The following is a 26732-nucleotide window of genomic DNA, read 5'->3' on the forward strand; positions in this document are numbered from 1 at the left end:
TTTTAGTCGCTCGTGAATTTTGTTCGATCGACTTAGGGAACTGGCGGTCGGAAAAGGGTGTGTTTTTTTGCTTAAGACTGAAGAGGAATCATTGTATCGAAATAGAACATTTAGTTTGGCAACGGTTAGGTAAATTAGGAATAATGCCAGGAACCTTTTTATATTTTCAAGGTAAAAGAGTGAGGAAAACTCAGCCTGCCACTGGAGTTGATGTTGCTTGTAAATGGAAAAGAAACTATGGGGCATGTCAGGTTGATGAAGCGTGGTTTATTCTCACAAATTTAGGTTCATTGCCAGCAGCGATTCCCTACGGGATAGCTTCGCTTCACGATGCTTACAAGCAACGGATGGGCATTGAAGAAATGTTTCGAGATTGTAAAACAGTCGGCTACGATCTGGAAGGAGTTAGCTTAAAAGGAAACCGACTGATTAAAATAATTCTGCTCGTGACACTCGCCTACAGTTCGGCAATATTTGAAGGAACTGATATTCGGAAAAACCAAGTAGTAAAATATGTATGTCGGCGTCAATAACCTAAAAAAAGATATCGAAGACGGAGTAAATTTGGTGTTGGCGCCAGCGGGAGAAAAGTGGGTTAATTATCTCGAACAATATTCTTCTGAGGTGGAACAGTTAATAAAGTTAACTCGAAATAAACGCCGTTTTTATCAACAAGGTATGCGGGCTGCAACCCTGAGTCTGTCTATCTCCTAGGCCTCTTTGTCACCACCCCAGGAAAAGAGAAATTGCTGGCATAACTAAGATGAAGAAAGATGCTCTGATTGAGGCGCTAAGCTAATGGGATCTGTTATGAAATACTTGAATCTGTGGGCGGATGCCATCCAGCACTAACCCACTGACGCCTGACAGTAACAGCAATATTATTGTTTAGTTGTAGTGCTGTGACTGTGGCGCGACCGCAATCTGTAAGTCCAATAATTTCTGTAGCGTCTTCACTCCAAGCAAAATTTTGTGACCATAGTTGAGTGCGCGGATTAAACAACTTAACGTGCTTTTGCGTGACCGGATCGAATGCCTCAGTTTGGGTTCCTTTGTAATTATTGCACAGACTACAAGCCAGCCAGAGATTTTCTTCCTCGTCACTACCGCCAATCGCTTTACGAATAATATGGTCTATTTCCAGGATTCCCAAAACATACATTTGTAAACTGCGACAATAACCGCATCGGTTTTGAGCTTGTGCGCGAACTCTGGATCGCACGTGTTCGGAAATCGCCATTTTCCTTATCCTTTTAATGGTTCGATCAAGCCGCGCCGCACAGCTTCATTTAAGGCTTGAGCTTGTCGCAATAGTCTAGTTTCATATATGCGGATTAATGCCTGCAATTCATCGCGTTCTACAAATGCGATCGTACCGGATTGTTGGCGGTCTAGCAATTCACTCAATCGTTGTTCTTGGACTGGTTGCAGCCGGAGTTGAGTCTGAGTGATTACTTCTGAGTCAGACAGGGCTGATACTGGTTTAGCGGTTGGCAAGAGAAATTTTTCCAGAGTTTCTACTAGAATCTCACTCACGGTGCGGTGGCGTTGCAGCGCTAGCAATTCTGCTTGGTGATAGACTTCATCTGGCAGATTTAGGGTGATTTGGGCGGTCATAGGTGCAAAGCTATGAAACTAATATTTAGATTATGCCATATTTTACTTTGAGTCTTAGACATCTGCCACAAAGAAATGAAGCAGGATCTGGCTTGCTAAAAATACGGCGACTGCGACCAAGAAGAAAACCAAGTGAAATTAGTTTAGTTTTCACTCATCCAGCAAGTCGGTTTATTAAAAAAACCGACTTTCTTTATTTACAAAATACTAGACAAGCTGGCAAAAATAGGTTTGTACTTCCGTCCTTAAAATTCTCTTCTCTTCTTTTCCTTTGTGTCATAAACGTCTGCGCGGTTCCCTCGCCCCTATTTTTTTTGAGACATATCAACTCAAACTCTTGTCAAGCCTAGCTTTTGGGCTTGCTTGTCACCCGTCGGCCAAATCATCCTATTTACTTATTGACAATTGCTCTTCTCTGTTGAATTGTCAGGGAACCTATATATAAGGTTACAAATTGTATCCTAAGCAACAGAAAGTCCCTAATGTTTTATGTAGCGGCCTACAATTGAGAAAAGAAACAAGATTAAGAGGCGCGATCGCTATGGGTATCAATGAAAACTTAGACTGGGAAGAAGCATTTGAGTACCGAGCGGGCTTAACAGTGGAGTTGAAGTCGCAGCCAGGGGTTTTGCATAAGATCGCTTACTATGAAGTGATGATGGTACCGCCCATCTGGTTAGAAAATGACCCGCGTCCCCGGTATTCTCACGAAGTGCGAGTCGTTTCCCACCAGCCAACTGTGTCCAATGTTTGCCGGATTTCACAGCGTCCTGTTTTAGTCGCCTCCTAGGTTTTTTCAGCGGGAAATATCGGCGATGGCATCTAGCCAGCAATCAAACCGATGCAGTGATTGTCGGATTGAGATTGCTTGAGTTTACTTGGTGGCGATCGCTTAAGATATAGATGGCAACGAGAGTGCGATCGACGCGAATCAATTGATTTGTTAATGTTGGGAGTGAGGAAATAGCTTCATTAATGTTAGTCGCCATTCTTGCTAAGTCCTGGTCTGCCGTATAGGAAATAATTCCAGCAGGGTCAGACTGTAAGCTGTGCAATCTGATAAAATAACAGCGATTTAGAGTTAAAACAGCTCAATTTTCACTGAGTGTAAAAGCTAACACTTCTTCGTCCGGATTTTTTGGGTTATCCTTTCCGGGTGCTTGCAGTGTCAAAATATTGTGAATCATAGGGCGCAGCAATTCTACAACCACTCTGGGAAATTGTTCATCAGCATAAAAACGCGCCATCATCTTAATCCTCGTCATTTTCGTCGATAGCTATTTCAATGTCATCGGGAAAAGCTGCCGCACAAGCCCAGGCATTTGCTAAATCAGTAGCTGTCAGTGTCGCATAGTTATCTAAAAGTCGAGACTTGTTGATACCCAAAGGACGAAAATTTTCCAGTACCCAAACAGGAAAGCGAGTATTTCTCAGACAAACATCACCGCCACAGACACCGGGAGTTTGGTTAATTCATTGCCAGGTGTTAGCTAAATCTTGCGTTAATAATTAGATAATATGTATTGGCTATTATAGGCAATTCCTTTCTCACTCCTCTCTTCCTCTGCGCCCTCTGCGCCCTCTGCGGTTCATAAAAAAAAGCCCTTTCACAAATGAAATAGCATTGATATATCTTTTTAACTTCAGGTTAAATATCTCTCCTTATAAAAATTGCTCCCCCTTTTACCCAGAGCTTAAACGAACATAAAAAAATTAACCCAAAACGAGTCATACCATTTTATATGTGAGATGAAAGGATGGGGAATGACTGAGCCAATACAGCTTTGGATATTGCCTAGAGTAGTATTTTTTTTGAGAATTTGTATCAGCCATCGGCAGGCACAAAGTCAAATTAACTTGACCTATAAATCCTTATGAACTCTCGCTTGATAAGGATCTTTTTCGGGAATTACACAACAAATCCCACCAATTGTAACATATACGGATCCGTGCTCCGTACACACCCAGCCCGCTCAGCAGCGAGCAACGAGGTTACTAAACTTTGGGCGTTTTGATTCGGAACTCAAGGTCCCCCAAGCCATTTTTCTTGATTGAATTCTCAAAAGTCGGAAGGTGAAATAGCAGTGTTCGGCTTTTTTTTACGGTTCAGATTTAATACCCCAGACAGGGCTGGTAGTCTACACTACAAAAACTCTTGTGTAAATCCTATTTTCTATTGCTGAATTCCTTGAGCCCCGCAATTAGGATCCTTTCTGCCCTCATAATTGTGCGATGTTTAGCCAGAAATTAAGATTAATTTAAACTTTAAAGTAGACATAAACGATGTAGAATTCAATAGTTTCCAGGGAAGACATGGAGGTTAAATACAAAAGGTCTCCGATCGCAAATTAATATAGATCGGAATTCTCGATCGCACTTTACAAAACAACGAAAACTCAGGAGTCAATCGCTGATGCTAGGAACAACCGAGATCCCGCAATTAAAGCCGCTTTCCGACTCAGAACTACACAAAATGAACGCCTACTGGCGGGCGGCAAACTACCTATCCGTCGGACAAATCTATCTCCTCGACAACCCCCTACTCAAAGAGCCCCTCAAAATCGAACACGTCAAACCGAGACTCCTCGGACATTGGGGCACCACTCCAGGTTTAAACTTCATCTACGTTCACCTCAACCGGATCATCAAAGCCCAAGACCTCAACGCCATCTACATCGCAGGCCCGGGACACGGCGGGCCGGGCTTGGTCGCCAACACCTATCTCGAAGGCACTTATACCGAATATTACTCGAACATTTCCGAAGATGAAGAGGGTATAAAACGGCTGTTCAAACAGTTCTCCTTTCCCGGCGGTATCCCCAGCCACGTCGCCCCGGAAACCCCCGGTTCGATTCACGAAGGCGGCGAACTCGGCTACGCCCTGGTTCACGCTTACGGGGCGGCCTTCGACAACCCCGATTTGATTGTGGCGGCCGTTGTCGGCGACGGGGAAGCCGAAAGCGGCCCGCTAGCTGCTAGCTGGCACTCTAACAAGTTTCTCAACCCGGTTCGCGACGGGGCTGTGTTGCCGATTTTGCACTTGAATGGCTACAAAATTGCCAATCCAACGCTGTTGGCCCGCATTCCGCAAGAGGAATTGGAAAGTTTGATGGTCGGTTACGGCTACAAACCTTATTGGGTGGAAGGTTCAGACCCGGAAACCATGCACCAGTTGATGGCTGCAACTCTCGATACGGCGATCGGCGAAATTAAGGCGATTCAGGAAAAAGCCCGGACCCAGGGCTATTCCGGTCGTCCCCAGTGGCCGATGATTGTGATGAAAACTCCCAAAGGCTGGACGGGGCCGAAGGAAGTTGACGGTAAGAAAACTGAGGATTATTGGCGATCGCACCAAGTCCCACTTTCGGAAATGGCTTCTAAGCCGGGACACGTCCAACTTCTGGAAGATTGGATGAAAAGCTATAAGCCGGAAGAACTGTTCGACGAAAAGGGCAAGTTAATTCCTGAATTGGCGGAACTCGCACCCAAGGGAACTCGACGGATGGGGGCAAATCCCCACGCTAACGGCGGTCTGCTGCTGCGAGACCTGAAAATGCCGAAATTTGAAGACTACGCCGTTGACGTGCAAAAACCTGGCACTGTAATGGCAGAAGCCACCCGCGTTTCCGGCCGCTTCCTGCGAGAGGTGATGACACTCAATCAGGAAAACGCCAATTTCCGCATTGTCGGGCCTGACGAGACGGCCTCAAACCGCCTCGATCCGGTGTTTGAAGTGACGAACCGGATGTGGGCGGGAGAAATTTTGCCCGAAGACGACCACATCTCCCCCGACGGCCGGGTGATGGAAGTCCTCAGCGAACATCTATGTCAGGGATGGCTCGAAGGCTATTTGCTGACGGGACGCCACGGCTTTTTCTCTTGTTACGAGGCGTTTATTCACATCATCGATTCGATGTTCAACCAACACGCCAAGTGGTTGAAAACTACTAATGATATTCCTTGGCGCCGACCGATCGCCTCTCTCAACTACCTGCTAACTTCTCACGTTTGGCGGCAAGACCACAACGGTTTTTCTCACCAAGATCCGGGTTTTATCGACCACGTAATTAACAAGAAAGCGGAAGTGGTGCGGATTTATTTGCCGCCGGATGCGAATACTTTGCTGTCTGTAACGGATCACTGTCTCCGCAGCCGCCACTATGTCAACGTGATTATTGCAGGGAAGCAGCCGGCATTGCAGTATTTGGATATGGATGCTGCGATTAAACACTGTACGGCCGGCATCGGTATTTGGGAGTGGGCCAGCAATGATAAAGGCGGCGAACCGGATGTGGTGATGGCTTGCGCGGGTGATGTTCCGACGCTGGAAACTTTGGCTGCTGTTGACATTCTCCGCCGAGATTATCCGGATTTAAAAGTGCGGGTGGTTAATGTGGTGGATTTGATGACGCTGCAACCTGCTAGCGAACACCCTCACGGTTTGTCTGACAAGGATTTTGATACTTTGTTCACGAAAGATAAGCCGGTGATTTTTGCTTTTCACGGCTATCCTTGGCTGATTCACCGCTTGACTTATCGCCGGACTAATCACCCGAATATTCACGTTCGGGGTTACAAGGAAGAGGGAACGACTACGACGCCCTTTGATATGGTGGTGATTAATGACCTCGATCGATTCCACTTGGTTGGAGATGTACTCGATCGCGTTCCGAAACTGAGTTCTGTGGCAGCTTACGGTAAACAAGCTATCCGTGACAAGCTGATCGAGCACAGGCAGTATATCACCAAGCATGGCGATGATATGCCGGAAATCCGTGACTGGAAGTGGCCGTATGCGGGCCCGGTTTCGTCGGAACCGCCGAAGGAAACTAAAGATCCGGGGGCGACGGCAGAACAAACTGTGCGATCGGGTGCGCCTGGATAGGTGCGATCGCTTGTAGAGCACAAGCTACTCATCCCTATGATTGTCAACCAGAGGAAAAATTAACGATTTTGCGAGTATACAACCTAGGCACGATCGAGGTTTCACCTCTGTTTGACAATCATAGGGAGTGACATCATATCAAATCCCTTAGCATCGGAATAGTAAATTTGAGTTCACTGTTGACTATTGACCGCGAACAATCAACAGTCAACAGTCAACAGTCAACAGTCAACATCATTCCGGTGTAACCGGAAATGATATCAGTTAAATAAAGCTTCAGCAGGCAATCTCAATTTCTAGGTATGCGCCCGGAACAATAGTGTCGATGGCGTTCCGAATATGGTCTTGACGCCTTTGAATGCGCGGCCAAGATGCAGAGCGCAAAACCACAACAGTAATTTGTCGGCTTGTCAGGTTTTGTTGATAACGCAATCTGCGATCGGTGGTGACCAGCAGATTATACCCCTCGCGTTCGGCTGTGTCGAGCAGATTGCCATTTGCTAATGTTGACCATCCACGTTCATAAACAGTATCTACTTTATGATCCAGCAACGAGCCGCGCAACGGTACTGGCGTACTTTGATCGAACAATATCTTCATGCTTGCGCCATCTGCGTTAATGAGGCGAGGCTAGGGCGCGATCAAGTAATACCTCAACTTGGGCGCGAGTTACTCCCGGAAACCATTCGAGAAACTGGTCAATAGAGGCTCCATCTTTAAGATTCTCGAAAAAGGCGGCAACAGGTACGCGCGTTCCCCGAAATACCCATGCACCACTCACCTTGGTTGGATCGCGTTCAATGACTTCAAATAGGTCTACATTCTGCATGGCGATCGTTGCTTGTTGCGGATCGAGTAAAACAACTAAGATAGAATTAATCTTACCATAAATCAACGGTGATTTATGATTTGTACATTCAAAAGAGGCGGTCATGCTTAAAGAAATAGAAATCCAAAATTTTAGGTGCTTTGAACACATCAAAATTTCGGGGTTTGAAAGAGTCAATTTAATCGGGGGTAAAAATAATGCGGGCAAGACAGCCTTGCTAGAAGCACTTTTTCTCAATTTTGTCCCGAGACCTAGCAGCATACTACTCCTAAGAGAGCTTAGAAAAGAGTCATCACTAGCCATGAAAGCTATGCCTGACAAAGCCTGGGATAACTTATTCTATGCACTAACAATAAAATTAGATGAAATAGTAATTTTTGGAAAAAATGATGACAATAGCACCAGCAAAATAGAACTCTCGATTAACAACATAAATGAGATAATGAAAACTATAAATTCAGAAAAAATCATGAATGATCTAGTTAGAGATTCAGGTGTCACCGTAATAAGTATTAACTCAATATTAACAACACCAAACGGACAGGAATACTGTAATTCATCCTCTTTAATTGCTAGTTCCAGAGGTCTAATAATTGCCAATGATATTTCTAATGAGAATGATATTTATACTAATGAGGAAGTACCAATCATTCCCTCGTTTACCAGAATTTCGGGAATAGAACTCACAGAAGCTTACGATCGCGCGCGTTTAGATGATAAAGATAGCGAAGTTTTAAAAGCTTTTCAAGTGATCGACCCGGCGATCGAATCTGTGGAGAGTTTTTCAATTGGCGAACCCACACTTTACTTGAGAAGAAAAGGAGAAAAACGTTTGCCTCTCTCATTGTTTGGAGATGCCATGAACCGAGTTGCACAAATTATTCTTAAACTGGTAAACGGCGAACACAAAATACTGCTAATTGATGAAATAGAGAATGGCATTCACCATACAAACCAGCGGAATTTTTGGAGAGTGTTATTTCGGTTGGCGGTTGAACTGGATAGCCAAATTTTTGCTACAACGCACAGTTTAGAAATGCTTCAAGCATTTGCTGATGTGGGTTTAGAACCAAATCAGAAATGCAGCAGCGCATATTTTGAACTAGCAAGGAAACTCAAAACAAATCAAATAATCGGAAGTCGGCTCGATTTGGAAACTCTTAGTTATGCCATTGAGCATCAAGAAGGAGTGAGAGGTGAGTAATATTGTCATAGTAGAAAGTAAAAATGATAAAGTTTTCATGCAGGCAATGGTTGAGAAACTAAACTGCGATATCCAGGTAGATCCACCTATTTATATAGATGATTATAAAAGTTTGGAAGGCTTGAGCGAAACAGAGTTAATCAAAGCTTTAAAAAATTTAATAAGAAAGATTGACCGAAAAGATCTCGAAAAGATTGGAATAATTATCGATATTGATAATTATTCAGAGCAAGAACGGCTGAAATTCGTAGATAGATGTATAAAACAAGTGTTTCAAGCTGAAAGCTTGTCAAGCACTAAACAATTTATCGATATTTGTACAGATCTTGGAACAAAAGCCCAATTGGCTTGTTACTTTACAAATGTTGGAGGTAAAGGCGAACTGGAAACGCTTTTAAAGGCAATAAAGGCTAGAGAATCACCTCATGCTGATTGTTTGGATAGCTGGAAAACCTGCATAGAAAGCCAGGGACAGCAAATTAACCAGAAAGGTTTTGATAAATTCTGGGTGAGCATCTATCTCAGGTATGATACTTGCTCAGATAACGAACAGCAACAAGCTGGCAGAAAATGCACTATGTCTGGGTTTGATTATGTTATGGAACACAAAAAAGATATTTGGAATTGGGATCATCCTGCACTCAATGATTTGAAAGAGTTTTTTAAACTCTTTTGCTAACATAGTAAAATTCACACAAAATTAACTCATGAGCTTAAAAATCTACTTTGTACGACACGGTGAAACGACTTACAGCAAGACTGGCGGCTACTGCGGCGACCTCGACGCAGAATTAACACCGGAAGGTTCTATGATGGCAGAACAATTTGCTGCAACTTACGCAAAATTGCCTTGGAATGCTGTTTATGTCAGTCCCATGAAACGCACAATCGCTACGGCTAAACCTTTGTGCGATGCTGTGGGAATTGAAATGCAACTGCGCGATGGATTGAGGGAAATTAAGTACGGCAAGTGGGAGGGTGAAACAGTTGAATCGGTTCGCGAAAAATATGCTGAAGATTACATTAATTGGTTGACGGAACCGGCTTGGAATCCACCGACTGAGGGGGAAACTTCTGTGCAAATTGCTAGCCGATCGTCCTTAGTTATCGCAGAAATTCAGGAAAAGTACAAGACTGGTAATGTTTTGGTGGTTTCCCACAAGGCGACTATTCGGATTATTCTGTGCAGTTTGTTGGGGATCGATTTGGGAAGTTACCGCAATCGCATTGCCGCTTTAGCAGCTTCTGTGAGTGTTGTCAAGTTTGATGTGCGCGGGCCAATGTTGGAGGTTTTGGGCGATCGATCGTACATGGATGAAACTCTCCGCAATTTACCGGGTACTTGAAATTGCGGGTAAGGTGCGCACACTGCGCACCCGGAGCGTGTGAAACTAAATCGCGCCTATGTAAGACAATCCTAAAATAGTACCTGCTCCCAAAATATGACCAAAGGCAGTAGTTCCCAAAACTGCACCCAAACTCAAACCGCCGAACATACTCGATGAGGGCATTGCTGGGCCTGTGCTAGGATTCTTAATCGTTGATTTGCCGATCGCAATAGCTAAAATATTGCAAAGAATCATAATCAAACCGATCGTGGGGCTCCACTCTACGGTTCTGGGGGCAACAGCAAGTAAAATTGGCGTAAACATCGATCGGCTCCTTAAACTTTAGTAAATGAAAATCTGCAGAGAAGATATATCAAAAAAATGCAACTGTTAGCTACAAATTGCATTAACAGTTAATTTTTCGACATTTTTCTTAATATTTTTCCCAGGATCTCAAGATTTTTTAGTCCCCCTCTGCTGGGACGAACAGTTTGACAATAGGCGATTTCAATCGCCTAGCGATCGAAAGAAGGAATCAACAGGACATAATAAAGCATGAAAATACTGGTGTTAAATGCGGGTTCTAGCAGTCAAAAGAGCTGTCTTTACGAGTTAAACGAGGTCCTGCCCGATCGCCCGCCGCAACCCCTCTGGGAAGCGCAAATTGACTGGACTCACCGCGAAGGTGTGGCTCAGTTGAAGGTCGAAACTGCCTCGGACACTGAACTTGAGGAGGAAATTGCATCGGAGTCTCGCCAAGCCGCCATTTCTCGAATGCTAGAGACTCTGTGGCAGGGTAAAACTCAAGTTATTAATAGTTTAAAGGAGATTGATATTGTCGGCCACCGCGTCGTACATGGCGGACAAGACTATCAGCAAAGTACGTTAATTTCGCCGGATGTTAAAGAGGCGATCGCCCGTTTATCGGTTTTCGCCCCCGTACACAATCCCGTCAACCTCGAAGGCATTGAAGCCCTGGAAAAAATCCTCCCAAATCGGCCGCAGGTAGCAGTATTTGATACAGCTTTTCACGCGCAATTGCCACCCGCTGCCTTTGTTTATCCCGGCCCCTACGAATGGCTGGAAGACGGGATTCGCCGCTACGGTTTTCACGGCATTAGCCATCAATATTGCGCGCGCAGGGCGGCTCAACTTCTCAACCGCGATCTGACCGATTTGCGGCTGATTACCTGTCATTTGGGCAACGGATGTTCTCTGGCGGCGATTCGCGGCGGCTGGAGTGTTGACACCACGATGGGTTTTACTCCTTTGGACGGTTTGATGATGGGAAGTCGATCGGGTGCGATCGATCCTGGGATTATAATTCATTTGTTAAGGCGATCGGCTTTTACTGCTGAAAAACTTGACAGTATTCTCAATCGAAATTCTGGTTTAAAAGGGATTTCTGGGGTATCTAGCGATATGCGGCAGGTTGGAAATGCCATTACCCAAGGTAATGAGAGAGCTCAACTTGCTTTGGATATTTACATTCACCGTTTGCGCGCCGGAATTGGGGCGATGCTGGCGAGTTTGGGAGGGTTGGATGCTTTGATTTTTACCGCGGGAGTCGGGGAAAATTCCCCTGCTGTGCGGGCTGCGGCTTGCGAAGCTTTTGGATTTCTCGGTTTGAAATTGGATGGGGAAAAGAATCAACACTCGCCAGTTGATGAAGATATTGCGGCAGTGGATTCAGCGGCGAGAGTTTTAGTAATTCACACGCAAGAAGACTGGGAAATTGCGCGAGAATGCTGGAAACTTTTTCACTAATTTATTTTAGGAATTCTCTTAGCCCCCCTTTGTTGGGACGATAGTTTGTGTAGTAGCGATTTCAAGCTGTGATTTCAATCACTACATCTAGGTTATTTCATCCTTAATTTGTTGTCAATGCGGAAGTTTTGATTCGGGAAAAGGCAACTAAAGCAGCTTTGCAGCAACAAATTGAAGGCTTGCAAAATCCCTACATCGCCCACTTTGCTTGTCATGGCCGTTTCAACTTTACAAATCCCCGAAAATCAGCTTTAATCTTAGCTGGGGCGAAAAGTGCCACCCATAACGTTAACTCGGACGACATCAAAGACTTGACGCTGGAAGAAATCTTTAATTTGTCGCTGAGTAAGTGTAGTTTAGTTGCGCTTTCCGCCTGCGAAACTGGCTTAACCGATATTAGAGATAACACTGATGAGTATATCGGATTGCCTAGCGGTTTTTTATATGGCGGGGCGACGAGTATAATTAGCACTTTGTGGGCTGTCAATGATGTATCCACCGCCATTTTAATGATCCGATTTTAGGAAATTTTCCTGTCTGAAACTCGCCCGCCTGTGGCGATTGCTTTGCGGGAGTCTCAGTTGTGGCTGCGGAGTTTGACTGTTAAAGCTTTGCGAGAATGGGTAGAAGGATCGAAGTTGCTGAGTAGCAAACATAAAGAGGAGATTAAAAAGCAATATAAACGCGGTTACAAACAGGATTATCAGCCTTATGAAAAGCCGTTATACTGGGCAGCTTTCTGTGCAACCGGGCAATAAATGTTAGTGGGTGGGGGCGGTTTATTTAATTTGTCGATTTTATTTAAGGTGATTCGTGAACCCGCCCCTACAGGTTTGTTGAAAATGGTGTAAAATCTCAGGTTAAATAGATATAATTTTTGTAGGGGCGGGTTTTATCAACCATAATTCCCTCAAATCAATAATCTCATAAACCCGCCCCGGCTGAATTTATGTAAAGGAAAAACTAGCAATGACAGACGACGAAGACTTTATCGCAGGCTTTCTAGAAGTATTTGAAAAGAACCCCCAAATATTTATTGAACAACCAAGCGCCGTTGACGCTTTAAAGAATCTCAGCAATACGATATCCGATATGACGGATAAATCTAATGAAGAAGTAGCCGATGCTATTGGCGAGTGGTGCGAGGAATATCGTAATATAACAAATGAGATAAATTCAATTATCAGCCGAAAGTTGGAACCGAAACCCATCAAGAAAGAAGGGCAAGAACCTATGCTATCAAATCGCTATCCAAGTTTGGCCTAAAACCTCAGAAATCGGCTTCCTAAGTCTCAGCCACCACGCGAATAAGCGGGTTTTGACACAGCCAGGCAATCCGGCAGGGAATTAATTCCCTAGCGGTATCGGGGTTTAAACGGAATTAATAGTTGTCCAGTTGCTGGGTTTAATTTGACACTAATTCACGCTTACTTGCACCTACTTCTATAAATACACATTTAACATGCTCGATCGCATTTGTGCACCCAACGTTTACTTATACGCTTTCCAACTGTACAATAACAGCCCGGGCCGCGACAATCCTCTGTGGCAACAATGCGACAAGATTATGGCAAAAGTTACCTATACCTATGAAAGACTAACACCGCATCTAGTTTTCCCAGCAAACTCTCACCGCTACTTCGAGGATTTACTTTCAAATACTCCCCTCCACTTTAGCACCCGCAATCCCCTGATCGAAGGTTTTGTCCAACCAGTCCGAATTGACGATAGTTATGGTTTATGCTTAAATATAGGTTGTCGGGAAGATGGCAGCGCCGATAATATAAAGGTAAGTTTCATCAAGAAATTTAACCCAAATCAAGCCTTACCCATCGGCGGCGATGACCACTTTTTAGGGCAAACTCTGATAATTACCGCATGGCTTACCCAAACCCCACCGGATAACTTAGATTCCCTCAAACCCCTCGCCGATAAATGCCGCGATAATTTATTCTCCGGTGATTCTCCCCCGACATTCTACCGATCGGGTAAACTATTTGGTAGCCCGATTTTTGAATACGGTTCAGTTAGCGATATTGCCAATTATCGCCACCTGCTTGTCTGGCTGCTTTGCGACGAAAAAACCGACGCAGATTTTAACACTTGCCAACATGAAATATTCAAGCTATTATTTCACCGCAACAAAATCATCAAAGCTTTTCAAGACAGCCGCCAGATTTACCATGAACTTGATGCAGAATTTCGCACCATTGAGAAAAATATGGATAATTTGCAGCAGCAATTCGCGCGAGGAACTGTATTAACTGCCCCCCAATTGCAGGAATTGCAGGAACAGTTAAAGCAACTCTTCAGCAAAGCTGTAACTTATACTCGCCTGCTGCGGAAACTAGAAGAGTTTGATAATACAATTGCGATAAATCTTTACAATTACAGTGAGAATTTGCAAAAAATATGTGTTAAGATTGAAAGCGACGAGGAAGAACTATCTATATTAAATCGCTTCAGTATAAAAATTGCGCCTTATTTCCGATCGCAAATTGCGGCAGACTTAGGATATTTCCGACACGGAACGAGTTTAATCGAACAGGCGATCGCCTCAATTCGAGGGATAGTAGAAATAGAACAAGCCCGGATCGATCGCGAGAACCAAATCGAACTCCGCGACAGCGAGCAAGCAGAGAAAAAGCGATCCGATCGCCTAGAAAGAAAAATTGGGGCCATCGGCGTAGGTTTAGCAGCCGGTGGTATCGCAGCATCCAGCGGCACAGACAAACTCTTTGAGACAGTAAAAAGCCATCAAATCCCAGTTTTAATCGAATGGCATCCGTTTGCATTCTCGTTTTTTCTCAGTTGCGCCATCGGTATCATCGCGGGTGCGATCGTGTGGTGTTGGACTCAGCCTAAAAAATAGTCAAAAGGGCGATCGGGTGAGAATGCTGGCCAATTTATCACAATTAGAACCTACGCAACATTTTTTACTACATTAAGTCTTCACAATCTAACTTTTGATAGATAATTTTCCGCTCCCGACCAGGTATGAGTAGCTATTTTTACAGAGCTTTTGTAAAGATTTGATGAAGCCAATTCTGCGATCGATTCCCAAATTATATACCTTTAAGTTATAAAAACTTTATTATATCTTAACAAAAATGATATTAAAGATTATTAAAACTGACAGAATGTGACCAAAACTTAATGGCGGAACCATGTTCTTTGAGTTATTTATAACTTTTAACAATCACAATCACCCTTCAGATAAATATCACTAATAATAGAAGAATTTAAAGATTTGATGAAGCTTGGCGATTCCGGATGCCATTACTGACAGTAAGGGTGTAGAATGTTGGCACAGAAACTTAAGGAGCAATTATTTTAAAATAATTAAAAATCCCAAAAATATTCAAGTAAGTTTCTTGATATTTACATCTTTTTATTTTTTAAAGAAGAAGAAATGGAGAAAATTAAAGTTCTCAATACTTTTATTGATAATTTATCTACAGCAGAACTGTTGGAGCAACTTGACGAAAGAGGTGGTATTGTTTTTACCCCAAATATAGATCACCTAATGATCCTGCAAAAAGATCGAGAGTTCTACAATGCTTATAAAATGGCAGACTACAGAGTTTGTGATGGACAAATATTAATGTATTCCTTACAGTTTTTAGGAACACCCATTAAAGAAAAAATCTCAGGTTCCGATCTTTTACCAATATTCTATCAGTATCATAAAAACAACCCAAATATCAAAATGTTTTTGCTAGGAGCGGCGCCCGGAGTCGCTCAAAAAGCTCAGGAAAATATTAACTTGAAAGTGGGAAGAGAGATTGTAGTTGGGGCCCATTCGCCATCCTTTGGATTTGAAAAAAAAGAAGAAGAATGTTCTCGGATAGTTGATTTAATTGAAAAATCGGGAGCGAACGTATTAGCAGTAGGGGTTGGTGCGCCCAAGCAAGAAAAATGGATTATTAAATACAAAGAAAAGCTGAACAGCATCAAAATATTTTTAGCCATAGGTGCCACAATTGACTTTGAAGCTGGTCATAAGAAAAGAGCGCCGAAATGGATGAGTAATGCCGGACTGGAAACTCCCTATAGATTGTTAAGTGAACCCGGACGACTTTGGAAACGCTATTTAATCAACGATCCACCTTTTTTCGGGCTGGCTTTAAAACAGAAAATAAACATTTATCAAAACCCTTTTACAGATATGTAAACTTACAAGCAGGACAAAAAATATGTTACACCGCTCAGGAAATCCACCAAAAACCAGTGTAGAAAATGTCCTAACAATCGATATCGAAGATTGGTTTCACATTTTAGATATTGGTTCAACGCCAAGCCTCGAAGATTGGTCGAAGCTGGAAAGTAAAGTTACCAAAAACACACAGGTGATTTTGGATTTACTTAACAAACATGACACCAAAGGAACATTTTTTGTTCTGGGGTGGGTTGCCGAACATTTTCCAGATTTAGTCCGAGAAATAGAAAGGCAAGGTCATGAAATTGGTACTCATGGGTACAGCCACGAACTAATTTACAATTTAACTCCCAACGAGTTCCGTCGAGATGTAGCTCGCTCTCTGGAGGTGTTGGCACGCATTACTTCACGACCGATTTTAGGATATCGCGCTCCAGGTTTTTCGATCGCTAATTCATCTCTGTGGGCATTAGACATTCTCGTAGAATTAGGTTTGCAGTATGATGCTTCGATATTTCCCATGAGCAGAAATCATGGTGGGTTGCCGGGCTTTTCACCAGAGGCAGTATGGCTTACCACGCCCCTAGGATACAAAATTCTGGAAATTCCAGTAACTCCGACTACACTCTTCAATAAACAAGTGTATTTGTTTGGAGGCGGTTACTTTCGCCTCGCACCCTATTCTGCGATCGCTGCTGGGATCGCGCAGCTCAACAATCAAGGAAAACCAGCATTAGTTTACCTACATCCTAGGGAATTCGACCCGAAGCATCCTAAGCTTAAAATGAAGCCTTTTCGTTCCTTCACAAGTTATGTCAATCTGCACAAAACCCATTCTAAATTTGAGCGCATGATTCAGGATTTTAAGTTTAATTGTATTGAGAAAGTTTGGCAAATAAGTATGGATGGGAAGCAGCAGCGACGGGTAGTTAATAATTTCGTAGATCTTTGTCCCAGAGAGCGGGAATTTTGCTTGGTAAGCAAAACCTACGGAAAAACATCCGATACCGAAACCGAAATAGCAGAAAATTTGCTCACACTTAGACAGTAACTAAAAGACTTGATTGGGAAAAATCTCGATCGCTCTCCTGATTTTTCCCGAATTCCATCGGTAAGGAGCTACACTTGCTTAAGTCTAAGTCTGCTTAGGGGAGAAAATTTTGATGTCAGAACCGCACAATCTCCAAACTTATGCAACTTTTGGAGTAATTAACGCCTTCAGAGAGGTGGTACACGCACTGCGCGAGCGAAATAAAGCCGATAATGCCGTAGCTGTTGCCCTAGAGCGCATTCACCGAGACGAACAGCGGATTGCTCGATGCCTCGGCAAACCCGTTCGTCAACTCGACATCCTGGAAATAGGCGGTGGACAGCAGATGGAACGCGCTCGCTATTTCGGAATCAATAACCAAGTCACTGCTATGGATCTAGATGTGATTCCTTGCGGTTTTGATCTGGGAAGTTATCTGCGAATGTTCCAAGAGAATGGGTTCGGGCGATTGGCGAAAACTGTTGGACGCAAGCTGCTACTGGTCGATAGGGGAAAACAGCTCGCTTGGGAAAAAGCACTCGGAATTACCAACTTGCCCACCCCTACTTTTCTCCAAGGAGATATCTGCCATGCAATTCCCAAGTCGGAAGCTTACGATATCGTAGTTTCTTGGTCAACTTTCGAGCATTTGAGCGAGCCTAAAATAGCTCTACAAAATGCGATTCGATCGCTGCGACCCGGTGGAGTATTGTACATCGGTATTCATTTATACACCTCAAATAGCGGACATCACGACCTCCGCGCTTTTACTGGTTTTCCGCTGCCTTTCTGGGCGCATCTGCGCGCATCAACTAGCCATTTGATCCAACCAAGTTCGTATTTGAATGAGTGGCGGCTGTCTCAGTGGCGATCGCTTTTTGAACAAGAAGCCAAAGGGTACGAGGAATTTCTCGAATCTTACGGTTCCGAACAAGACTTGACTAGGGACCTTAGAAGCGAATTAAGCGAGTATTCTGATGAGGAATTGTGTACAGTCGATGCGTTCTATCTCTGGCAGAAACCAATAGCTTAATCACACTTTGCTATAAAATAGAGCATTAAGGTATTGGGAAAAAATCTGGCCGAACTCTACCCGATATTCCCAATTACCAATCACCAATCACCAAGGACTGCCAATCATCACAAAAGCCGACCAATAATAAGGATGCGACAACTTTAAATCCTCAAACCCTTGCAGCGAAGCCGGCAACTCCACCCCCTCACCCCGACTCGAACCCCGCAATCGGCCGCCCTCCAAACGCACATCTCCCCGCAACATCGCAATTTGCGCTTGTCGCAGCGCCGCCGCCTTAATTCGCGCCGTCTTCAACTGCTGGTAAAACTCGCTCATCAATCCCAAAGTACCTTCATCTGAAACGTACCACAAACTCCCCACAGCCGTTTGCACCCCCGCTTGCAGCGCCAACCCCCCAAAACCCAACTCCGCCTGTGCATCTCCCACCGCAGTCCGACAAGCACTTAAAACTAACAAATTCACCTGCGGATCATTCAATCTCAAATCTCGCAATTGATCCAGTCGCAGCCGACTATCCCACAACTGAATAAAAGAATTACTCGGTAATCCCGGTCGAAATTCGCCGTGAGTAGCTAAGTGAATAATCCCAAAAGGCCGGCTTTGATGCTGTCGCTTCAAATTCTCCAAAGTAAAACCCTCATTCAGAAAACTAACTCCCGGCCACTGTCGGGAAATAGCCGCTATTTCAGTAGGAACCGCAAGCAAAGGATTCAACTCGGAAAATTGCGACGCACCCATTGCTAAAACTTGAGAATTTCTGATATCGACGTAGCGACTATCTGTTAAATTAATGCTGGGCATGAGGCTGAGACTGTACTTTTCCACCAAAAATTGCTGTCCGTCGTGCAAAGCAGCAAAGGGTATACCTCTCAAACCCCGATCGACAACAAAGGAAATAGTATCGGTTTGGCACTTTTTCAAGCTGTCCTCTACAGGCGCAATCATCCACTTATAAAGCTGTTGAGAAGATGGTAGATAACTCGTAGTACCCCGCACGCCTGGTTTAGTTATCTCATTCCTGAACTGAGTTACAACTCTCAGCACTTCTTGCCGGCTCGCTGACTCCACGCTTTTGTAAACCACTTCACCGCAAGAAGTTATTAAAACTAAATTTAATTTTTCCGGCTGCGAGAACAGATAAATTAAGCTGGGCTTCGTGCGCGTTTCTGCGCCCATGGATGCTAACTTTTCTTTAATTTTATCCGTGGAGATCGACTCCTCGCTGATGTTACTGCCGAAATATTCCTGGAATTCTTGGCTGAAAGATTTGTCGAGGAGAGACAAAGCGGCCGATATATTGCCTACCTCCAAGTTCTTGCGGATGTCAATGCGAGATGCTGACTGAATAACTGAATCTCTGATATTTGAATTGATGAAATTTCTCAGTCCTCTGGGAGATTGGATTCTTTCGGGCGGCATCCTGTCTCCGGGTTTTCCTATATCTCGCGATATTCTGTTTTGGTTCTGCCGCTGTTCGGGGGTAAAGGGTTGGTTGGGATCGAAAAAAAACGCTCGCCCTCTATCAAATAGCGGTCTATCCCCTGGTAATCTTGGCGGCAAATTTGTACCGGGTAGATTTGGACCGGGTAGATTTGTACCGGGTAGATTTGGACCGGGTAGATTTGTACCGGGTAGATTTGTACCGGGTAGATTTGGACCGGGTAGATTTGGACCGGGTAGATTTGGACCGGGTGGAGTTGGACCGGGTGGAGTTGGACCGGGTGGAGTTGGACCGGGTGGAGTTGGACCGGGTTGATTTGTAGTGACGATCGCACTATTGCCTTGAGTGTAAGAATTTATGAAAGATCGCCCCTGAGTAATCGTACCCAAAGCATTGCTGGCGATCGCCCCACCAGTACCGTTAGTCGTCGCATCTCCCACCGAAAAAGGTATCGGCGGATTGACATCGCCGCCGCCGTGGCGGATCGTAACTGTACCCCGTTGAGTGTCGCCAAGTGTCGAGATGCTAACAGGAGTGCCGTTTTGATCAAAAGTACCCGTCACTCGAACTAAACCCGGAGTTGCGATCTCAACATTACCGCCCGGAGCATTGATCGATGCCACACTGATATCATTTTGAGCGTTAAGATTTACTGTAGAAGTGCGATCGATCCTAACAACAGGATTAACATTTATTTTCCCAATTGCGATTTCATTTCTGGCTAAAATTCCCACTCTTTCGGAAGCACTTATATTGCCAGTGCTGACAGTTCCCCTGGTGCTAGTGACATCAACTCCTACTCCCCGCAACTCTCCTGAATTTACATTGCCCGCCGCTGTCAAATTGACATTTCCTGTTGTGGCGTCCGTATTCCCGCCAATATTAATACTTCCCAAAGTGCTATTTACATTAACTCCCACTCCCCGCAAAGCTCCTGAATTTACATTGCCAGAAGCTCTCAAATCCACGGTATTTTCTGTTGCGGTGGCACTTCCAATATCAATACTTCCCGAAGTGCTATTTACATTAACTATTGTTCCTAGCAAATCCCCTGAACTTACATTCTCAGAACCTATGACATTAATATTCTCAATAGATGTAGTATTGCCGAGCGCAATTGTTCCCCGCTCGCTATTGACTGTAACTGTTCCCCCTTGCAAGCTCCCTGCCTTTAAGTCGTTGGATGCTCTCAAAGCAATAGTGCCAGTGCCAGCGTCGATCGATACAACATTAATATTAGTTTGGGCATCCAGATTTACTGTGGGAATCCGATTAACTGGATTTGTGGCAGCAGGATTAACAGTTATTATCCCTGTGTTGATTAGCTGTTGGGCTAAAATTATCACATCTCCGGTAGTATTGATCGCCCCCGTATTAACACTCCCCGTACTGCTGCTAGCATTGACACTTGCAGCGTTGAGATTGCCTACCGTTAAATCCCTAGAAGCTGTCAACCTGATATTTTCACTTGCTGTAATATTGACTGGTGCAGTATTGAAGGTTATAATATTCGGATCGCTCAAAACTCCCAGTTCCCCGGAGCTACTGACAATATCAACATTAGAACCCTGCAAATTCCCAAAATTCACATTGCCAGAAGCTCTGAGTTCGATCGCCCCGGAAGTCCCAGTATCGATCGACCTCGTTTCTATATTACCCGCAACAGTATTCAGACTAATATTGCCGTTGATATCAGCACGAGAAATGTCATTTGTCAATATAATATTGTTGAAAGCTTGAATATTAATAGTCGAGTTGGATATCAATCTGCCCCCCACTATTACTTCCCCTTCCCTGCTTTCCAGACTTATTCGACCGCCGTTAATATCTCTAGTTGCGATATTTCCCAGCGCTGACAAAATCACCGGCCCGCCGGCAGAAATATTTTCAACAGAAATCAAATTGTTCGATAATAATGAACCTATAAATATTGCATCTTCACCTAAACTGTCAGTACCAGAATTAGCAGGATTTGCCAGATTTGGCACTCCAGCCCGCAGAATTAAAGCCGGACTGCTTCTTAAAATAGCAATATCCGGATCGGCACTGAGATTTTCATTACCCAATGCAATATCGGGGCCCGTAATGGTAATATCCTCGCCAACAATACTCCCCTTCGCCTCCACTTTCAGCGAAACACCAGTATAATCTCCAAAAAAAACATCTCCTTCCGAACTGATAATCGGGTCAAATAAACTCACAAAATTTCCCGGCATTCCCGACAGATTCCGCACCGAAAAATTGCTCCCCGAAACAAAGTGAGAATCCCCCGAAATAACACCGTTGCTAACCAAACTCAAATTCCCGCCGCTTTGGAATTGTGCGGGAAGAGACAAGCCGCCGATCGCGTTTTGAGTGAGAATATCAATAGTGCGATCGCCCTGAATGTATAAATTCCCCCCAGCCCGCGCCATAAAAGGATTCTCGGCGCTGTCCCTGACCCGCACCGCATCGGAGCCCAGCAAACTCAAATCCCCCATAGTTTGCAGCCTAGCGCCCGCTAACGTGAGATTTCCCGCAGCCGATAAATTCGCACTTCCCGCATTCAACAGGCCAAGCCCAGAAATATTAGTAGAAATCGCCACATCCCCAGAATTCACCTGCAAACCAGAACCCACAAGCCGCACAGAACCGTCATCCGCCACCGCAACACCCGCCGCCTGATTTTGACCCGTACCTGTCAGCAACTGCGGCAAAGAAACAGGATTCAAACTCTGTTGAGAATTGTCAAAATTCCCGCCAGTTGCTATTTCCAAACTCAACAAATGCCCCGGTTGACTAATGCGCAAAACCTGAGTTCCCGGAACCGCAGCAACAGTAATTTGCCCGCCCGGGGCCGACAACTGCCCCGTACTAACAACCGTACCGCCAAGCAAAGCCAAATTTTGCCCCGGAGTCACAGCTAAATTGCCAGCATTAACAATACTGCCCGGTACACCTGCACCAAAATAAAAAGCATTTGGCGTACCAACCAAGGCGCTAAAATTATTTATACCCGCAGCATTAAACAAATTAGAACCAAAACCGACACCATTGGCAGTAGTTGCAGTAAAACCCGCCGGCACATTCAAACTCGCGTTCGGACCAAACACAATCCCCGCAGGATTAATTAGAAAAAGATTAGAATTGCCCCCCGTGACAGTAATTAAACCGTTAATTAGGGAAGGGTTCCCGCCAGCAATTCGAGCTAATATATTTTGAATAGCCGAATTAGTCAGAAAATTAGCAATTTGACCCTCATTCAAGCCGAACTGCCCAAAACTGTGAAAAAGATTCGCCCCGTCTCCCGACAAACTGCCGCCGTTGATATCGTAGCGGTTGCCGCTGGGGGTAACAGCAGTACCCGTACCGTCAGCAGCAGGCACTATGGGCTGTGCTTGTGCGAAAGTATTAAAAATTAACAAAGAAAAGGGACAAATAAATAGCCCGACCTTTTTAATCTTTAAGTTGGCGTTTTTCATGGCAGCAAGTAAAACTATTGCTATTCCCCTCAATTATGGCACTTACCAACAACTTACCTCTAAATGACAAATTAATTCGCTCATGACAATTCCCAAAATCAAAAGCTTGTACACAGACGGCGCTTGTTCCGGCAACCCGGGTCCGGGCGGCTGGGGTGCAGTAGTTTGCTTCGCCGACGGTAACTGTCACGAACTCGGAGGTGCAGACCCCCAAACCACCAACAACCGCATGGAAATGCAGGCTGCAGTCGCTGCCCTCGAATTTTTTGCCAATTCCGGTCAAACCGAACCAGTCACCCTTTACACCGACAGCGAATACGTTAAAAACGGCATCACCAAATGGATTCAAGGCTGGAAAAATAAAGGCTGGAAAACCTCGGCCGGCAAAGATGTCGTCAACCAAGACCTCTGGCACTTGCTAGACAAGCTGAATTCCCGGATAGTCAAGTGGGAACACGTCCGCGGTCACTCCGGTGACTTCTACAACGACAGGTGCGATGAAATCGCCCGCAGCTTCTCCCACAATCTCACTCCCCAACTGCAACAGCAGAAACCAACAGCAGGCGAGACTCAGGCGGGCGCTTTTGCCGGCGTCGCGACACCGCCCCTAGGTTCGGAAAACACAATTGTTTGGGAAGAAACGGACACAACTGGTAACAAAACGATAGAATCCTATGTCATAACTTCTGACCTTCCGATCTCCAACTCTACCATGATGGATTCAACTGCCGATACCCTGGAGAACTTGCCCCGCGAGGTGAGAGTTCAGGACCTCCGCAATCTGATCGAAACGTTGCACATCGCCGACGAGGTTGCGACGAAAGGCTACTTGATTACCAGTTCTGAACTGGCTGATTTGATGGATGTAAATGCCAGCGCTGTCACCAGTCGTGGAGACAACTGGGTTTGGCGAAATTGGGTTGTGTCTCGGGTGCGGCGCGAAGGCAACCAAATTCTCTGGCAATTAGAGAGAATCGACCACGTTAGTACAACTGATTAGTGGTTAGTCATGAGTTATTAGTTGATTTATAACTGATGACTAATGACTGTCTCAAAGCAAGATTTGGCAAAACTTCGTAGGGACACAACATTGTTGTGTCCTTTTAGTCATCAGTCCTCAGTCATTAGATTTAAATTGCAGGCATTCGCTCTCCTATGTTGGAAGGCATCTGCGGTTTCCCTAATCGATTTAGCAGCAAATTACATCTTTCACCAAGAAAGCAATATTTTCAGATAACTGTTGCTTGCTTCTTTATGGGTAAAAAAATGATTCGGAATGGCAATGAGTTCGTAAAAAATTAATTGAGTTTGATTTAAGAGGAGATAGCTATGAACAGCCAATATAATAATTTACCGACTATCAATTTCAGAAAAATACTGTTCATATTAGCAGAAAAAACGCACCTTGAATAATAAAATAGTTGTGATAACTTAGGGCAAAGAAAGCGTCGGTTTAGTAGTTGGAAAGGAGCAAGTGGCGACATAAAAAAAAATTGGCGTGACTGACGCTAAAAATGCAATCCAGAGCAAAATTTTCAAGGGGATAAGGCTTATCTAAGGGTTTGTCGATCGATGCCGACTGCAAGGGTGCAGGTAATATCGGTCGAAAAGTAGCGGCAACTTTGGGGCTTTGTCTCAAGGAAGTCAGTAGAGGCTCCTTGATAACGCCTTTGAAAGTTCCTTTGTGGTATAGGTTAAGCATCCCCCTGATTCATCAGTGGGGAGTATCAAACCGAACTATTGGAATTTCAATGGTGCCCAGAACATAAATCAGGGTAAGAACATCAACAACTCTTCTGAATGCAGGAGGAAAGTAGTAATTGTCGCAACCACGGGAGGGAAAACCCATTGCTTACAGTCCGCGAACATCATCCCCGGGACGGCACTCGCTTGATTGTGGGAATGGCGGGCCTGTTGAGTTTTGGGTTCGGTTTTAGTTTCCCAAAAATCGGGGTGTTGGTGGCGATCGCGGTTGGGCCGAAAGCAGCTCAAGCTCCTATTAGTTTTATCACTCCTTCAAGATAGAAAATCCTGAGACGATCGCCCAAAGCAGTAAAGTCAGGCTCAGCGTTGAAAAGAGTCCTTAAGAGTTCAACTTGCTCTCTCTATTTTTAGCTGATTGATAGAGTGCGGTAGCGATGCGGACCGACTAAACTTAAAATTCAAACACAAACACAATCTGCATTGGAGTCAAAAGGCGATGAGTGTGCATATTGGCACTTCAGGTTGGAGTTACGACCATTGGGAAGGTGTGCTTTATCCCCACCAGCTACCCCCTCGCTCTAGGCTCGATTGCTATATCCAGCACTATCAAACCGTCGAAGTTAATAGCACCTACTATCACTGGCCACCAAACACTACCTTTGCTAACTGGCGAGAGCGCCTCCCCGAAGGATTTCTGATGACTGTAAAAGCGCCCCGCGGTCTAACGCACTCCAAGCGTCTTTACTCGCCAGAACAGTGGTTGGAACGGATGAGTGAGGGACTTCAATGCTTGGGCTCACGACTGGGTATTCTGCTCGTCCAACTCCCTCCCCAGTTCGGCTGCGACTCGGCCCGCCTAGCCTACTTTCTAGAACAGGTGCCGCGCTGGATCAAAGTAGCTGTCGAATTCCGACACCCAAGCTGGCACACGGAAGAGGTATTTTCGCTGCTGGAACGCTCTGGAGCGGCTTACTGCGTGATGAGCGGGGCACACCTGCCGTGTATCCTCCGCGCAACGGGCTCATTCGTCTATGTGCGCCTCCACGGCCCCGACGCCAACAATCTCTACGGTGGATCCTACTCGGATGATGATTTGCATTGGTGGGCCTCGCGCATCCAGGAGTGGGAAAGTCAGGGGCGAACTGTGTTTGTCTACTTCAACAACGACGGTGAGGGAAATGCAGTGAGGAACGCTTCAAAGCTAAAAACCTTTGTGGAGAAGGGTACTTCCTGACAAGCGAAGATGGAGAGCGTTCCCATTCTTGGGAGCGCATTCAAAAATGCTTCGCAGTTCCCGGAAGCTGAATTAGTTCGCCGACTGCGTTTTTGGTTGGTTCAATTCCCTGCACTTAGCATTTGCCAGCGCGATCGATCACAAGCTGGCGTTGGCTGTTCTAGGCCGCAGAACTTCGAGATTCAGCTCTAGTTTTTCTCCCAGCCACAAAGAATGTAGAGTATGGTCTGCGAGATCGTCGCCTGTTTCGGGATGGACGAGAATATCTAACCCCTCGCGATGCAGCATTAACCAAGGAACGACTTTGCCAAATTGCGAGGGTAAAAATGCAACTTGATACATCGCTTGGGGGTGGGGACCAATGGGTTTTTCATGCCAGCGCCCTAGCTGCACCTCAAACTGACTCAATCCTTCGCGTACACGCGCTGCGACATCGCGATTATCAGGGTTGAAGTAAATATGGGCGTGAAAACCAACAATTTCGATGGTGTCTTCTTTCATCATTTTTAGTGGGGTATTGAGCCGACATCTGCACAAAACGGCTGTTAATTTCAGGCTAACTTGGTGAACGCCACAATTGAGGTGTGAGTTGCGGGCATACAAGAGGCAGCGATGGCTCTGCCCCGGCTTACGCCTGCGCACTCTTCGGGATTTGGGGCATGGTCGGCGGGTTTTAGTCATAGCGACAAGAGAATCCGCCAAGTTTGACACTCGCTTCCTTCCCGAACTTACAGCATTTTTTAGTAAGTGAGGTACATAGCAAAGATAGAGGACACGGCAGTGCCGTTTCCCTACAGCGATCGATCGCTTGACTGCTGTACTTCATCAACGTGGAATCGGCTGTATATTAACTGTGAATAAAAACTCGAACAAATTCTCTGCTTTCTTACCCATTCTAGCACTGGGCTTTGTTCTAGCCCCTGCACTAGCCGGGATAGTTGAGCCAACATCTGTTTCCTGTGACTGTTGACTGTTGACTGTTGACTGTTGACTGTTGACTGTTGACTGTTGACTGTTGACTGTTGACTGTTGACTGT

30 protein-coding genes are annotated in these 26732 nt (G+C 45.0%); 18 read left to right on the forward strand and 12 right to left on the reverse strand.

The features are described from left to right. The first annotated feature begins 143 nt into the window (after window positions 1-143). Together QUB56_RS18475 and QUB56_RS18480 are read left to right on the forward strand one after the other, a co-directional pair. Window positions 144-533, forward strand: a complete 390-nt coding sequence (locus QUB56_RS18475) for a hypothetical protein (protein WP_332957104.1) — start codon at window positions 144-146, stop codon at window positions 531-533. Beyond that, window positions 514-714, forward strand: a complete 201-nt coding sequence (locus QUB56_RS18480; protein WP_332957106.1) for a hypothetical protein — start codon at window positions 514-516, stop codon at window positions 712-714. Before QUB56_RS18475 ends, QUB56_RS18480 begins: the two co-directional genes overlap by 20 nt. 94 nt (window positions 715-808) lie before the next feature. On the opposite strand, the gene QUB56_RS18485 is transcribed toward QUB56_RS18480, so the two are convergent. After that, window positions 809-1240: an HNH endonuclease gene (locus QUB56_RS18485; RefSeq protein WP_332957107.1), complete on the reverse strand. Its 432-nt coding sequence runs from the start codon at window positions 1238-1240 to the stop codon at window positions 809-811. 5 nt (window positions 1241-1245) lie between these two features. Continuing rightward, entirely contained in the window at window positions 1246-1617 is a 372-nt protein-coding gene (locus QUB56_RS18490; RefSeq protein ID WP_332957108.1) for a hypothetical protein, read from the reverse strand. Window positions 1618-2158: 541 nt separating this feature from the next. Between QUB56_RS18490 and QUB56_RS18495 the strand changes: the two genes are divergently transcribed. Further along, window positions 2159-2407: a hypothetical protein gene (locus QUB56_RS18495; RefSeq protein WP_332957109.1), complete on the forward strand. Its 249-nt coding sequence runs from the start codon at window positions 2159-2161 to the stop codon at window positions 2405-2407. Between the two features lie 43 nt (window positions 2408-2450). On the opposite strand, the gene QUB56_RS18500 is transcribed toward QUB56_RS18495, so the two are convergent. The 3 genes from QUB56_RS18500 to QUB56_RS18510 form a co-directional block, all read right to left on the reverse strand. Continuing rightward, entirely contained in the window at window positions 2451-2606 is a 156-nt protein-coding gene (locus tag QUB56_RS18500; RefSeq protein ID WP_332957110.1) for a hypothetical protein, read from the reverse strand. A gap of 102 nt (window positions 2607-2708) precedes the next feature. Next, window positions 2709-2882 (reverse strand): DUF5615 family PIN-like protein, encoded by a 174-nt coding sequence (locus tag QUB56_RS18505; protein ID WP_332957111.1) that lies wholly within the window; start codon window positions 2880-2882, stop codon window positions 2709-2711. After that, complete coding sequence (locus QUB56_RS18510) at window positions 2869-3090, reverse strand: DUF433 domain-containing protein (protein ID WP_332957140.1); 222 nt, start codon at window positions 3088-3090, stop codon at window positions 2869-2871. The genes QUB56_RS18505 and QUB56_RS18510 overlap by 14 nt, the downstream gene beginning before the upstream one ends. 940 nt (window positions 3091-4030) lie before the next feature. Here QUB56_RS18510 and QUB56_RS18515 point away from each other — a divergent pair. After that, window positions 4031-6502, forward strand: coding sequence for a phosphoketolase family protein (locus QUB56_RS18515; RefSeq protein WP_332957112.1), 2472 nt, complete (start codon window positions 4031-4033; stop codon window positions 6500-6502). Between the two features lie 276 nt (window positions 6503-6778). Here QUB56_RS18515 and QUB56_RS18520 read toward each other — a convergent pair whose 3' ends face one another. Continuing rightward, window positions 6779-7102 (reverse strand): hypothetical protein, encoded by a 324-nt coding sequence (locus tag QUB56_RS18520; protein WP_332957113.1) that lies wholly within the window; start codon window positions 7100-7102, stop codon window positions 6779-6781. A 16-nt stretch (window positions 7103-7118) separates the two neighbouring features. Next, window positions 7119-7436 (reverse strand): DUF433 domain-containing protein, encoded by a 318-nt coding sequence (locus tag QUB56_RS18525; protein WP_332957115.1) that lies wholly within the window; start codon window positions 7434-7436, stop codon window positions 7119-7121. Here QUB56_RS18525 and QUB56_RS18530 point away from each other — a divergent pair. The 3 genes from QUB56_RS18530 to QUB56_RS18540 are packed head-to-tail and all read left to right on the forward strand — an operon-like array spanning window position 7435 to window position 9881. Next, complete coding sequence (locus QUB56_RS18530) at window positions 7435-8535, forward strand: AAA family ATPase (RefSeq protein ID WP_332957116.1); 1101 nt, start codon at window positions 7435-7437, stop codon at window positions 8533-8535. The genes QUB56_RS18525 and QUB56_RS18530 overlap by 2 nt on opposite strands. Continuing rightward, complete coding sequence (locus tag QUB56_RS18535) at window positions 8528-9214, forward strand: DUF3226 domain-containing protein (protein WP_332957117.1); 687 nt, start codon at window positions 8528-8530, stop codon at window positions 9212-9214. The genes QUB56_RS18530 and QUB56_RS18535 overlap by 8 nt, the downstream gene beginning before the upstream one ends. A gap of 28 nt (window positions 9215-9242) precedes the next feature. Continuing rightward, window positions 9243-9881, forward strand: a complete 639-nt coding sequence (locus QUB56_RS18540) for a histidine phosphatase family protein (RefSeq protein ID WP_332957118.1) — start codon at window positions 9243-9245, stop codon at window positions 9879-9881. A 45-nt stretch (window positions 9882-9926) separates the two neighbouring features. Here QUB56_RS18540 and psaK read toward each other — a convergent pair whose 3' ends face one another. Then, window positions 9927-10187 carry a photosystem I reaction center subunit PsaK gene (gene psaK, locus QUB56_RS18545; RefSeq protein ID WP_332957119.1) on the reverse strand — a complete coding sequence of 87 codons (261 nt, stop codon included), beginning with the start codon at window positions 10185-10187 and terminating at the stop codon, window positions 9927-9929. A gap of 231 nt (window positions 10188-10418) precedes the next feature. On the opposite strand from psaK, the gene QUB56_RS18550 reads away from it, so the two are divergent. The 8 genes from QUB56_RS18550 to QUB56_RS18585 all read left to right on the forward strand — a co-directional run bounded on the left by QUB56_RS18550 (window position 10419) and on the right by QUB56_RS18585 (window position 17852). After that, window positions 10419-11630 (forward strand): acetate kinase, encoded by a 1212-nt coding sequence (locus tag QUB56_RS18550; protein ID WP_332957121.1) that lies wholly within the window; start codon window positions 10419-10421, stop codon window positions 11628-11630. Window positions 11631-11758: 128 nt separating this feature from the next. Further along, the gene (locus QUB56_RS18555) at window positions 11759-12154 is read left to right on the forward strand and encodes a CHAT domain-containing protein (RefSeq protein ID WP_332957122.1); all 396 of its coding nucleotides are present in this window, start codon (window positions 11759-11761) and stop codon (window positions 12152-12154) included. Between the two features lie 30 nt (window positions 12155-12184). Beyond that, the gene (locus QUB56_RS18560) at window positions 12185-12388 is read left to right on the forward strand and encodes a hypothetical protein (RefSeq protein WP_332957123.1); all 204 of its coding nucleotides are present in this window, start codon (window positions 12185-12187) and stop codon (window positions 12386-12388) included. A 211-nt stretch (window positions 12389-12599) separates the two neighbouring features. After that, the gene (locus tag QUB56_RS18565; protein WP_332957125.1) at window positions 12600-12896 is read left to right on the forward strand and encodes a hypothetical protein; all 297 of its coding nucleotides are present in this window, start codon (window positions 12600-12602) and stop codon (window positions 12894-12896) included. A 196-nt stretch (window positions 12897-13092) separates the two neighbouring features. Continuing rightward, a complete protein-coding gene (locus tag QUB56_RS18570; RefSeq protein ID WP_332957126.1) occupies window positions 13093-14502 on the forward strand; it encodes a hypothetical protein in 1410 nt (469 codons plus the stop codon). A gap of 540 nt (window positions 14503-15042) precedes the next feature. Beyond that, a complete protein-coding gene (locus QUB56_RS18575) occupies window positions 15043-15804 on the forward strand; it encodes a WecB/TagA/CpsF family glycosyltransferase (protein WP_332957127.1) in 762 nt (253 codons plus the stop codon). A 22-nt stretch (window positions 15805-15826) separates the two neighbouring features. After that, window positions 15827-16840 carry an XrtA system polysaccharide deacetylase gene (locus QUB56_RS18580; protein WP_332957128.1) on the forward strand — a complete coding sequence of 338 codons (1014 nt, stop codon included), beginning with the start codon at window positions 15827-15829 and terminating at the stop codon, window positions 16838-16840. A gap of 112 nt (window positions 16841-16952) precedes the next feature. Continuing rightward, entirely contained in the window at window positions 16953-17852 is a 900-nt protein-coding gene (locus tag QUB56_RS18585) for a class I SAM-dependent methyltransferase (RefSeq protein ID WP_332957129.1), read from the forward strand. Between the two features lie 87 nt (window positions 17853-17939). On the opposite strand, the gene QUB56_RS18590 is transcribed toward QUB56_RS18585, so the two are convergent. Then, window positions 17940-22757: a CHAT domain-containing protein gene (locus QUB56_RS18590; protein WP_332957130.1), complete on the reverse strand. Its 4818-nt coding sequence runs from the start codon at window positions 22755-22757 to the stop codon at window positions 17940-17942. A gap of 82 nt (window positions 22758-22839) precedes the next feature. On the opposite strand from QUB56_RS18590, the gene rnhA reads away from it, so the two are divergent. After that, window positions 22840-23757, forward strand: a complete 918-nt coding sequence (gene rnhA, locus QUB56_RS18595; protein ID WP_332957131.1) for a ribonuclease HI — start codon at window positions 22840-22842, stop codon at window positions 23755-23757. Window positions 23758-24210: 453 nt separating this feature from the next. Here rnhA and QUB56_RS18600 read toward each other — a convergent pair whose 3' ends face one another. Continuing rightward, window positions 24211-24459, reverse strand: a complete 249-nt coding sequence (locus QUB56_RS18600; RefSeq protein ID WP_332957132.1) for a hypothetical protein — start codon at window positions 24457-24459, stop codon at window positions 24211-24213. Between the two features lie 146 nt (window positions 24460-24605). On the opposite strand from QUB56_RS18600, the gene QUB56_RS18605 reads away from it, so the two are divergent. After that, window positions 24606-24782, forward strand: coding sequence for a hypothetical protein (locus tag QUB56_RS18605; protein ID WP_332957133.1), 177 nt, complete (start codon window positions 24606-24608; stop codon window positions 24780-24782). A 175-nt stretch (window positions 24783-24957) separates the two neighbouring features. Then, window positions 24958-25695 (forward strand): DUF72 domain-containing protein, encoded by a 738-nt coding sequence (locus QUB56_RS18610; RefSeq protein WP_332957134.1) that lies wholly within the window; start codon window positions 24958-24960, stop codon window positions 25693-25695. A gap of 138 nt (window positions 25696-25833) precedes the next feature. On the opposite strand, the gene QUB56_RS18615 is transcribed toward QUB56_RS18610, so the two are convergent. Both QUB56_RS18615 and QUB56_RS18620 read right to left on the reverse strand, forming a co-directional pair. Continuing rightward, on the reverse strand, window positions 25834-26199 hold the full coding sequence (locus QUB56_RS18615) for a DOPA 4,5-dioxygenase family protein (protein WP_332957135.1): 366 nt from the start codon (window positions 26197-26199) through the stop codon (window positions 25834-25836). 287 nt (window positions 26200-26486) lie between these two features. Then, on the reverse strand, window positions 26487-26732 hold a 246-nt coding region (locus tag QUB56_RS18620; RefSeq protein WP_332957138.1), incomplete at its 5' end, for a hypothetical protein.

It is taken from the genome of Microcoleus sp. AR_TQ3_B6, assembly GCF_036702785.1.
GTDB lineage: Bacteria > Cyanobacteriota > Cyanobacteriia > Cyanobacteriales > Microcoleaceae > Microcoleus.